The organism is Stenotrophomonas sp. NPDC078853, assembly GCF_044901215.1.
GTDB classification, from domain to species: domain Bacteria; phylum Pseudomonadota; class Gammaproteobacteria; order Xanthomonadales; family Xanthomonadaceae; genus Stenotrophomonas; species Stenotrophomonas lacuserhaii.
The window spans coordinates 22,313-33,103 of the sequence record NZ_JBJDOQ010000028.1 but is presented as its reverse complement, the minus strand read 5'-3'; the positions used below and the strand labels follow the sequence as shown (position 1 = coordinate 33,103).

Annotated in this window: 7 protein-coding genes; 2 read left to right on the top strand and 5 right to left on the bottom strand. The window is 68.0% G+C overall.

Annotated features, from left to right (window positions below; translation table 11 throughout):
- Positions 1–289 precede the first annotated feature (289 nt).
- Positions 290–1,477 carry a benzoate/H(+) symporter BenE family transporter gene (locus ACI2JH_RS19215; RefSeq protein WP_404736970.1) on the top strand — a complete coding sequence of 396 codons (1,188 nt, stop codon included), beginning with the start codon at positions 290–292 and terminating at the stop codon, positions 1,475–1,477.
- 53 nt (positions 1,478–1,530) lie between these two features.
- On the opposite strand, the gene ACI2JH_RS19210 is transcribed toward ACI2JH_RS19215, so the two are convergent.
- Genes ACI2JH_RS19210 through ACI2JH_RS19195 form a run of 4 tightly spaced genes read right to left on the bottom strand, consistent with a single transcriptional unit; the run spans position 1,531 to position 6,474 of the window.
- Positions 1,531–3,705 (bottom strand): lytic murein transglycosylase, encoded by a 2,175-nt coding sequence (locus ACI2JH_RS19210; protein WP_404736969.1) that lies wholly within the window; start codon positions 3,703–3,705, stop codon positions 1,531–1,533.
- Positions 3,706–3,749: 44 nt separating this feature from the next.
- A complete protein-coding gene (gene egtD / locus ACI2JH_RS19205; RefSeq protein ID WP_404736968.1) occupies positions 3,750–4,730 on the bottom strand; it encodes an L-histidine N(alpha)-methyltransferase in 981 nt (326 codons plus the stop codon).
- Between the two features lie 10 nt (positions 4,731–4,740).
- Positions 4,741–6,024 (bottom strand): ergothioneine biosynthesis protein EgtB, encoded by a 1,284-nt coding sequence (gene egtB / locus ACI2JH_RS19200; RefSeq protein WP_101098615.1) that lies wholly within the window; start codon positions 6,022–6,024, stop codon positions 4,741–4,743.
- 60 nt (positions 6,025–6,084) lie between these two features.
- Entirely contained in the window at positions 6,085–6,474 is a 390-nt protein-coding gene (locus tag ACI2JH_RS19195) for a YchJ family metal-binding protein (RefSeq protein ID WP_101098617.1), read from the bottom strand.
- A gap of 91 nt (positions 6,475–6,565) precedes the next feature.
- Between ACI2JH_RS19195 and ACI2JH_RS19190 the strand changes: the two genes are divergently transcribed.
- A complete protein-coding gene (locus ACI2JH_RS19190) occupies positions 6,566–7,339 on the top strand; it encodes a sulfite exporter TauE/SafE family protein (RefSeq protein ID WP_182656617.1) in 774 nt (257 codons plus the stop codon).
- 50 nt (positions 7,340–7,389) lie between these two features.
- On the opposite strand, the gene ACI2JH_RS19185 is transcribed toward ACI2JH_RS19190, so the two are convergent.
- Complete coding sequence (locus ACI2JH_RS19185; RefSeq protein ID WP_404736967.1) at positions 7,390–10,776, bottom strand: ATP-binding protein; 3,387 nt, start codon at positions 10,774–10,776, stop codon at positions 7,390–7,392.
- Positions 10,777–10,791 lie beyond the last annotated feature (15 nt).

The window sequence follows — 10,791 nt, the reverse complement described above, 5'->3', positions numbered from 1 at the left end:
CGAAGGCGTTTCGTCGTTGCGAGCCGCCTATTATGCCGGACTTTTTCAGTCCGTCAACACCTTCGTTCGATTGAATCGTTCGGCGGTGGTGGCGTGCTGTTTCCGCTCTGGTTTCCGAAGAAATCGTTGCGTTGCAGCGAGGGAGCGAATTGTAGAGATCCTGCAGGATTCGTCAACACCTTTTTTCAATTTGATGACAGCGCATGTGCTGCACGTGCTCCTGCACGCGTTGCGCGCACGGCAGCGCAGCAGGTATCAATGCACGCTACCCCTCCGGATCAACACGACAATGGATGCAGTCCCCACGCGCGCATGGTGGCGCGACCTCTCCTTGCCCGCCGTGGTCGCCGGCTTCATTACCGTACTGGTGGGGTTCGCCAGTTCGGCGGTGATCGTGTTCCAGGCCGCCCAGGCCGTGGGGGCGGACCAGCAGGAGATCGCGTCCTGGATGTGGGCGTTGGGGCTGGGCATGGGGGTGACCTGCATCGGCCTGTCGCTGCGTTACCGGATCCCGGTCGTCAGCGCATGGTCCACCCCGGGCGCAGCGATGCTGGTGGTGGGTGCCGGCGGCGTCAGCTTGCCTGAGGCGATCGGCGCCTTCCTGCTGGCTGCCGTGCTCGGCGCGGTGCTGGGGTTCTCGGGGGTGTTCGCCAGACTGATGGAGCGCGTGCCGATGGCATTGGCCGCCGGCATGCTGGCGGGCGTGCTGCTGCGCTTCGGGCTGGAGGTCTTCGTCTCCATGCAGACACAGCTGCTGATGGCGCTGGCGATGTTCGGCAGCTGGCTGCTGGCGCGGCGCCTGCTGCCCCGCTATGCGGTGATTGCCACCCTCATGGTGGGCATCGCGGTGGCGCTCAGCACCGGACAGCTGCACCTGCAGGGCATTGAACTGCAGCTCGCGCTGCCGGTGTGGACCACGCCACGGCTCAGCTGGGCGGCGGTGGCCAGCGTTGCGCTGCCCCTGTTCGTGGTGACCATGGCCTCGCAGAACATTCCCGGGGTCGCGGTGATCCGCGCTTCGGGTTACCAGGCACCGGTGTCGCCACTGATCGGCTGGATCGGCGTGGTCAACGCGGTGCTGGCGCCGTTCGGTGCTTTCGCATTGAACCTGGCCGCGATCACGGCGGCGATCTGCATGGGCCGCGAGGCACACCAGGATCCGGCCCGACGCTACACCGCTGCCATGGCGGCGGGTGCCTTCTATATCGTCGTTGGTGTGTTCGGGGCCACGGTGGCTGCGCTGTTCGCTGCCTTCCCGAAGGAACTGATTGCCTGCGTGGCCGGCATTGCGTTGTTGGGCACCATCGGCAACAGCCTGGCAACCGCACTGGCAGTGGAGCGCGACCGTGAGGCCGCGTTGGTGACCTTCCTGGCTACCGCGTCCGGTATGTCCCTGTGGGGGATCGGCTCGGCATTCTGGGGACTGGTGGCCGGCGCGGTGACCTTGCTGGTGCTGCGCCCGCGGGTCCTGGCGTAGGCCAGCTTGCGCCGAGGCGCGACGGCGTTGCGCGAATCGACCATGCAGGCCTGTTACAGCGGCTGCACCGACAGGGTCTGCTGCAGCACGTGGCGGCCGCCGGCCGGGATCGTCACCACGTCCGGGCCCGCGTTGGCCGCTTCCAGGCAGACGTAGTCGCGCCAGCCATCACCGACGTCGGCCATCCTGGCGGCCGCCTCTGCCCCCGGGTTCCAGGCCACCAGCGAACGGCTGCCCTGCGTTTGCAGGGTGATGCGTCGCTTCAACACCGGATCGTGCAGTACGTAGCGGCCCCCGGCCTGCGTATAGATGCGGTCACTGCGGCCGGGATCGCGCGGATCGCGCAGGTTCCACGGCCCCTGCTGGCGGCGCGCCTGGGCGTAGTTCTCGTACTTGTCCAGGTAGTCCAGGCCGTCTACGCCCTCCACGTCCACGCGCCCGGCGTCACCGACGCGGAAGTAATTGTGCAGCGCCTGGCTGATCGTCGCCGGCGCGGTGCCGGTGTTGTCGGTGATCAGCCGCTGGGTCAGGGTCGCCCCGATGGTCACCACCATCTGCAGGCGCAGTGACAGGTTGTCCAGCACCGGTGGTGCCAGGGTGAGCTCGATGCTGCCGTCGGCCAGCGCGCGCGCCAGCTTCAACTCCCACGGCAGGGTACGCACGAAGCCATGTGCGGGCACCTCATTGGACTGTCCCTGCCGACCGAAGTACGGCCAGCACACCGGGCTGCCGCCGCGGATCGGCGTCGGCAGTCCAGCGCGACGGGGCGACAGCCACATCACGTCCTGACCGCCGCTGGGCACGAAGGACAGCAGCTGGCCGCCGAACACACTGATCGCCGCGCTGCCCTGCGGGGTCTGGATGAGCCACGCATCGAGCCCCTGGAACTGGCCACTGGTCACGCCTTGGATCTGTTGCACCTTGGATGCACTCCGCACCGCTGGCGACTGCACCAGCGTGTTGTAGTTGGAAGGAAGGATGAAGCGGCTGGCGGCCGGCGCGGCGACAGTGGCTGGCTCGGCCTGCAATGCCTGCAGGATGCGGCGGCCGGCGCGTCCATCCAGCGGCGTCCATCCCAGGCGTTGCTGCTCGGCCTGGATGGCGCGGCGGCTGGCAGTGCCGATCATGCCGTCGACCTGGCCGATGTCGTGCCCGCGCGCGGCCAGCAGCGCCTGCAGCTGGCGGCGTTCGCGGCGTCCCAGGCCCGGATCATCGGTGGGCCAGGCGGTTGCCAGGCCGGCCCCGCCACGCAGCCGGTCAGCCAGCGTGGCGATGGCCAGCGCGTAGCTCTCTGCCGCGTTGTAGCTGTAGATCGCGTCGTAGTTGCGGAACACCAGCAGCGCCGGTCCGGTGTTTCCGGCCGGCAGCAGCAGCGCCGCGCGGGCGTCAGCGGGCAGCCCGGCGGCTGTGATGGCCTCGCCCTGCAGGGTGGTCACGCCCAGCGCTTTCCACGCCGGTAACGGCCGGCGCTGGGTGCGCCCGGCCTGCGCGACGCTGAAGCCAGCGGGTACGCGGACTTCCATGCCCCACGCCTCCCCGCTGCGCCAGCCGGCACGCTTGAGATAATTCGCAGTGGAGGCCAGCGCGTCGGGGATGCTGCCCACCAGGTCGCGGCGGCCATCGCCATCACCGTCCACCGCGATACGCGCATAGGTACTCGGCATGAACTGGGTATGCCCGAAGGCACCGGCCCAGGAGCCCACCAGGCCCTCGCCGCGCAGGTCACCCCGGTCGATCAGCTTGAGCAGTGACAGCAGTTCCCCGCGGAAGAACGACTGGCGCCGGCCCGCGCAGGACAGCGTGGACAACGACTGCAGCAACGGGCGCTTGCCGAACACGCGGCCGTAATCACTTTCCACGCCCCACACCGCCACGATGGTGGCCGGGTCCACGCCGTACTCGGCGGATACCTGCTGCAGCAGTGCGCGGTGCTGGGCCAGCATGGCGCGGCCGTCGTCCACCCGCTGTTCGTCGACCAGCGCAGCCAGGTAATCCCAGATCGGCGTGGTGAACTCGGGCTGGGCATCCAGCAGCTCCAGCACGGAAGGATCCGGCTGCACGCCGGCCATCAGCGCGCTGAAGCGCTCGGCCGGGATGCCCTGCCCTGCCGCGCTGGCCTGCAGGGTCGACAGGCAGGAAGCAAATGCGGGATCGGGCTGCTGCGCGGTCGCCAGCGGGCTGGCCAGCAACGTGGCGAGCAGGATCAGCGAGCGGGTGGTCATGGTCATCCTCCGTGCCGCCATGGCCCCTGCATCATAACGGCACTGAAGAATCAGCGGCGACGCAGCAGGCGCAGGCCGAAGGCCGGTTGTGGCGCGACGGTGTCCCAGCGTCCAATCACCTCAAGCCCGGCCGCATCGAGCAGCTGCTGCAGGCTTTCATCGGTGTACTTGTGGCTGTATTCCACCTGGATGGCGTCGCCTGCGGCAAACCGGAACCGGTGGCCATCAAGGGTCACCTCCTGGTCGCGGTCACTGACCAGCTGGGTTTCAATGCGCAGCCGCGGCACGCTGTAGCGTGCACGGTGGTGGAAGGCCTGCAGGTCGAAATCGCTGCCGACCTGCTGGTTGAGGCGCTTGAGCAGGTTGAGGGTGAAGGCGGCAGTGACTCCGGCCGCATCGTTGTAGGCCGCTTCCAGCGTAGCGGTGTCCTTGTGCAGGTCCACGCCGATCAGCGCCAGTCCGTCTTCGCCCATGGTCTGGCGCATGGCGCGCAGCAGGACCACCGCCTCATCGTGCTCGAAGTTGCCCAGGGTCGAGCCGGGGAAGAACAGCAGGCGCCGCGCGGCTTCTTCTTCGGGCTCGGGCAGGTCTACCGGCTGGGTGAAATCGGCACAGACCGGCAGCATCTCGATGTCCGGATGGGCCGGTGCCAGGTGGTCGATGCTCGACAGCAGGGCGGCGCGCGAGATCTCGATCGGGGTGTAGGCCACCGGTCCGTCAAGCGCCTCCAGCAGCAGCGTGGTCTTGCGGCCGCTGCCACTGCCCAGCTCCACCACGTGCACGCGCGGACCGACCTTCTGCGCGATACACGGCAGCGACTGTTCCAGCAACGCCAGCTCGGTCCGGGTCGGGTAGTACTCCGGCGTGCGGGTGATCTGTTCGAACAGGGCCGAACCCGCTGCATCGTAGAAGTATTTCGACGGCAGCCGCGGTGGCTGCGCTGACAGGCCTGCGATGGCGTCGGACAGCACCCGCTCGCGGCTGGGGGTCAGGTCGGTCAGGGCCTGGCGCGCGGCGTGTACGGTACTCATGCGACGTTGCTCATTGAAGGGCCTTTGCCAAGCGCACGCCGGAAAACTGCCAGCGTGCGGAGGGGTCGAAGAAATTGCGGTAGCTGGCGCGGACGTGGCCGCGTGGCGTGGCGCAGCTGCCGCCACGCAGGATCCACTGGCCACACATGAACTTGCCGTTGTATTCGCCGAGGCTGCCCGGGAAGGTGGCGAAACCGGGATAGGGGCCGTAGGCGCTGCTGGTCCATTCCCAGACATCGCCGTGCAGCTGCTGCAGGCCATCCGCTCCGCGTGGCGCGGACGGATGCAGGCGATCGTCGTCGACGAAATGGCCGTCAGGGGCGTGCTGGCTGGCAGACGCTTCCCACTCGAACTCGGTGGGCAGGCGCGCGCCGGCCCAGCGGGCGTAGGCATCGGCTTCGTAATAGCTGATATGGCAGACCGGCGCGTGCGGATCCAGCGCACGCCAGCCGCCGAGGGTGTATTCGCGCTCCAGCGCGTCATCCCAGTACAGCGGATGACGCCACTGCTGGGCCTGGTTCAACGACCAGCCCTCGCTCATCCACAGCTGCACCTGCTGGTAGCCGCCATCAGCGATGAACGCGGCGAACTCGGCGTTGCTGGCCGGCCTGTTGGCCAGCGCATGGGCAGGCACCAGCACGCGGTGGCGCGGGGATTCGTTGTCGTAGGCGAAATCGGCATCGGCGGGCCAGGCATGGGCGCCGATCCACGCGATGCGCTCCGGGCTGTCGATCCACTGCAGCGGCGTGGCGGCGCCGGCCACGGTGGCCAGGTCATCGCGGTAGGCCGGCTGCAGCGGATTGCTCCACAGCGCGTGCTTGATATCGGTCAGCAGCAGTTCCTGATGCTGTTGTTCGTGGTGCAGGCCGAGCTGAAGATGGTCCAGCGTGTCATCGGCCAGTACACCGTCGTGCAACAGGCGCAGCACCTGGCCATCGATACGTTCGCGGTAATCGCGCACCTGCTCCAGGCTGGGCCGGGACAGCAGGCCACGCTGCGGCCGCGCGTGTGCCGGGCCGATGGTTTCGTAGTAGCTGTTGAACAGGAAATGCCAGTCGGGCTGCAGCGGCTGGTAGCCCCGCTGCGTGCCCAGCACGAAGCGTTCGAAGAACCACGTGGTGTGGGCAAGGTGCCACTTGGTGGGGCTGGCGTCGGCCATGCTCTGCACCATCGCGTCTTCGGCACTGAGCGGGGCAGCAAGCGCTACGCTGCGTTGGCGCACGTGGACGTAGAAGTCGGCCAGGGCGGCATGGCGGGAAGGGTTCACGGGGGCGGTGGCGAGCAGGCTGTTCACGACAGGAAGCTTGGGTCAGCCGCGGTGAGGACCACGTCATCGACGGCTGCGGCCGGGCTGCTACAGCGCGTCCAGGTAGAACCAGTACCCGTCGATGCGCTGGAAGCGGCTGTGCTCGGTCATCTTGACCGCACTGCCGCCGCCGATGCGGTAGCGCGCGGTGAAGCGCACCTGCGCGCGGTCGCCGTCCTGCTGGTGCTCATGCACGGTCAGGCCCAGCCACCGGGTGCGCTGGCCGGGGGCCTCGTCCAGGGAGAGCTCCGCCGGACGGGTATCGGGGTGCCAGCTGGAGAGCAGGTAGTGGGCACGCTGCAGCACGTAGGCGCTGTAGCGCGAGCGCATCAGGGTCGCGGCATCGGCCGCCGGCTCGCCTGCATGGCAACGGCCGCAGCAGTCGGCGTAGGGCTTGCCGAGGTCGCAGGGGCAGGTATCGGGGGCAGTCTGGCTCATGCCGCTATTTTTGCACGGCCGGTGCGCGACGGACCGGCGGGCCACCGCGGGGTGGGCGTATCCTGTCGGCCCCCTACTGCAGGCCTGATCCGTGCTGGACATGATCCCCCCCGAACTCTGGTGGCTGGTGGCCATCGCCTTCATTGCCGGTCTGGTCGATGCGGCGGTCGGCGGCGGCGGGCTGGTACAGCTGCCGGGACTGTTCACGGTGCTGCCGCAGCACTCCCCCGCCCTGCTGTTCGGCACCAACAAGTTCAGCTCGGCCTTCGGGACCGGGGCGGCGGCCTGGCGCTACGCGCGCAACGTGCGCTTCCCGTGGCGACCGGTGCTGTTCGCCGCGGCCACGGCCTTCATCTTTTCGTTCCTCGGCGCGACGGCGGTCAGCCTGCTGCCCAAGGATGCGGTGCGCCCGCTGGTGCTGGTGCTGCTGGTGGCGATGCTGGGCTACACGCTGTGGAAGAAGGATTTCGGGGCGCTGCACCGCCCGCGCGAGGTGGGCCGCCGCGAGCTGGTGATCGCGCTGGGGATCGGTGCGGCGATCGGCTTCTACGATGGCTTCTTCGGGCCGGGCACCGGCAGCTTCCTGATCTTCCTGTTCGTACGCTTCTTCGGGCTGGATTTCCTGCGCGCCTCGGCGGCGTCGAAGGTGGTCAACCTGTCCACCAACTTCGCTGCGCTTTCGTTCTTCGTGCCCACCGGCAACGTGTTGCTGCTGTTCGCCGTACCGATGGCGGTGGCCAACATCGTGGGCTCGGTGGTGGGCACGCGGCTGGCCTTGCGCGGGGGAACGCCGTTCATCCGCAAGCTGTTCGTGGGCCTGGTGGTGGTGCTGATCGCGCGGATGGGGTGGGATACGTTTGCCTGACACCCCGCTGCGCTCGCCGAGCATGGCTCGGCGCTACCGTTGCCGCAGCATCACGCGTCGGCTTGTTCGGGCTCGGGTTCGTTGGCCTGCTGGCGGCTGCGTTCGGGCAGTTTCAGGCGCTTTCCTTCTTCATCGTATTCAATCAGCAGGACGCCGGAATCGTGCCGGCCGCTGATCTCCACGAAGCAGGCGCCGCCGATGAACGGCTCCAGCGTCATCACCGATTTCAGCGGGGTGGCGACCACCATCTGGAAACCGAAGTTGTCGAAGATGTTCATCGCCAACGCGGTGAACTCGTTGTCGGCCTTGTCGAAGGCCTCATCGAGCACCACCGCAGCGTAGCTCGGCAGCTGGCCATCGGCGCCACCGAGCTGGTAACGCAGCGCTGCCGCCAGACAGGTGGTGGCGAGCTTCTGCCGCTGGCCACCGGACTTGCCGGCGCCACTACGGTAGATCTCGACCTGCTGGCGGGTGGCGGCATCCAGTTCCACGCCGATGAACTCCACGTGCATGCGCACGTCCAGCACCAGCTCACGCCAGCGCTTGTCTTCGCCTTCGGACGAACCCAGCCGGGTGACCAGCTGGCGCAGCACGGCGAACTGGGCTTCGGCCAGTTCGCGCTGTTCGGTCTGCTGCTGGGACAGCACCTCGCGCAGGTGCTGGTGGAACTCCAGCACTTCCGGCAGGCGGCGGTCGCTGAGCTCGATGGTCAGCAGGGTGCCGCGGTTGAACGGCACCTGTTCCAGGCTGGCGTTGACCTCATCCAGGCGCTGGCCGATCGACTTGCGCGCCTCGGCGCTGTGCCGCTGCAGGGCCAGCAGGTTGTTCTTGCTCTGGTTCTGCAGCAGGTCGAAGAAACGTTCCTCGTGCTGTGGCAGGCCGTCGCGTTCCAGACGCTCCAGGCGGGCCAGGAAATCATCGGCCGATGCCACTGATACGGTGAAGTCGCCGGATTCTTCCGGCCAGCCCTGCACGAAGCGGCGGAAGCAGCCCAGCAGCTGGTTCTCGACCCGGTTGACGTCCTGTTGCGAGGACGACAGCGATTCGTTCAGCGCGTTGCTGACCTGGCGCATGTGCGCCTCCAGCGTTTCCAGGCTGAGCGCACCGAACGCTTCCAGGCGTTCCTGCAGTCCCGCTTCCTGGGTGGCGCCCAGTGTCGGCAGCACCAGTGCACGGCTCTGCTGGCGGGCGCGGTCCAGGCGGTCGCGCTCCTTCACCAGCTGGCCGCGCTCGACCCGGGTATCTTCGTAGGTGCGTCGCGCCTGTTCGATGTCCGAACGCGCCGCGTCGATCTGCCGGGCCAGCTTTTCCAGGTCCGCGTTGCCTTCGCGCAGGTCACGCAGGGTTGCTTCGATGTCGACCAGGCGCTGCTGCGGGGTGGCGACGTCGATCTCGTCCCAGCCGATGCCGGCCAACTGGTGGCAGGCCAGGCGGCGCTCATTATCGAGATCGCGCTGCGCACGCAGCCTCGCGACGTCTTCGTCGCAGCCGGCGATCCGCTTCGCCAGCTCCTGCGCTTCCTTTTCGTACACGGCCAGCTTGTCGCGGTTGTTGAAGCCCAACAGCCAGCGGCGGCGGTCGGTCACCGCGCTGCGGTCATCCTTCTCGAAGCGGTCGCCGGGATGCTTGACCTGGCCTTCGCGGGTGATGCCGCGGTCGACGTTGCGCAGCTGGCGCGCGTCCACGCACTCATAATCGAAGCGCTTGCCCAGCTCGCGCCGCAGCCAGCCTTCGAACACGTGGTCGCGCAGTTCCAGCTTGTGCAGCAGCGAACGCGGCGACGGGTCACGCGCGAACGCCTCGTCGTTGCGACGCACGCGGTAATAGGTGAAACGCATGCCGAGGTGGGTGCGGTTCACCCAGTCGGCGACCTCGTTGTAATGCTTGTCGTCGACCAGCAGCGACTGCGCGAAACCGAACAGCACCCGCTCGATGGCACCCTGCCACGGCAGGTCATCCTCGCGCACCTGGATCAGCTCGCCGACGAATGGCAGCGCCGCCTCGGGCAGGCCGGTTTCCTCCACCAGCCGTGCACGCAGTTTCTGCAGTGGCGCGGGAATGCTGGAGGTGTTGCGCTGCATGGCATCCAGTTCGGCACGCACGTCGCTGAAGCGGCGCTCGTCATCGCGCCGGCCACCCAGCCGTTCGCTGATCGCATCATCCAGCGCCGAGGAGGCGCGCTTGCGGTCCAGCAGTTCGGTCGACGCCTGTTCCACCAGTGCGGCGAAGCCATGTGCGTCCTCGGGCAGCGCCTGTTGCAGCTGTCCGGCGGCATCGCGGGCCTGGGCCTGCTTGGCCTGGCGACGGTCGCGCTCGGCTTCGGCGCGGCCCTGTTCGCGTTCCAGTTCCTCGATCCGCTCACCGCCCTGCTGGCGCCGCTGCAGCTCCAGCTCGCCCAGCTTGGCGGTGTGGTTGTCGAGCGCGGCGCGGCGCTGGGATTCCTCGCCCAGCAGGCCACGGTCGCGGGTGTCGAGTTCACGCAGGCGCGCATCGATCAACTGCTGGCGGCGCGACTCGCGGAAACTGTCGATGCCCAGCTTCAGCACTTCATCGTCACTGCGGCGGCGCTTGATCTGCTTCAGTTCGCCGTAGTGCTCGCGCGCCGGCAGCAGGGTTTCCACCTGGCGGCGTGCGGTGACCACGGCCTGGTGCGCGCCATCCAGTTCGGCGAAATCGTTGACCAGCCGTTCGGCGGCGTCAAAGGTCTTCGGCGTATCGAGCATGAAGTCGCGCAGGAAGACGTTGAGGTCGCCGAGGTTCTTGGCCGACTGGGTCTTGTGCAGCAGGCGCAGCGCCATCTCGTTGTCGATGCCGAGCAGGTGACGGAAGCGCTCGGCGTAACCGGCGAAGCTGTCGAAGTGGTGCACGTCGGCCAGCTTCTGCTTCAGCTTGCGCAGGTCCAGGTCGAAGCCGCCGAGGTCCTTGGCGATGTCGAACGGGCGCTCGGCCACCAGGTAGTGCTTGCGCACATCGCCAGCGGTGGCGCCGTTGCCGGCGATCCAGAACAACCGCACCAGGCTGACCACGCGGCCATCGCCGGCGCGGTATTCCAGCACCAGCGCGGTCCAGGTGGCGCCCTTGCGCAGGTACTGGGTGGCGATCTCGCCGGTGCCGCGGTCCTGCTGGTCGGCCCAGGCGCCACGCACGTAGGACACCAGGTTGCGGTCGCGGCCACTGCGCTCGGCTTCGCGCGCGGCGGCGTTGAAGTCGACGATGGCCGGCGGCACCAGCAGCGCGGACATTGCATCGAGCAGGGTCGACTTGCCCGAGCCGGAGCGGCCCACGAACAGGAAGCCGCGCTCGGCGATCGGCACTTCGGTCAGGCCGTTGAAGGTGCCCCAGTTGTGTACCTGCAGGCGGCGCATGCGGAACTGCTGCGTGCGCGGGTCCGGCAGGCCTTCGGTGAACAGGGCGGGAGTGTGCTTGGAAATGGCCATGGCGTGCTCGCTGGG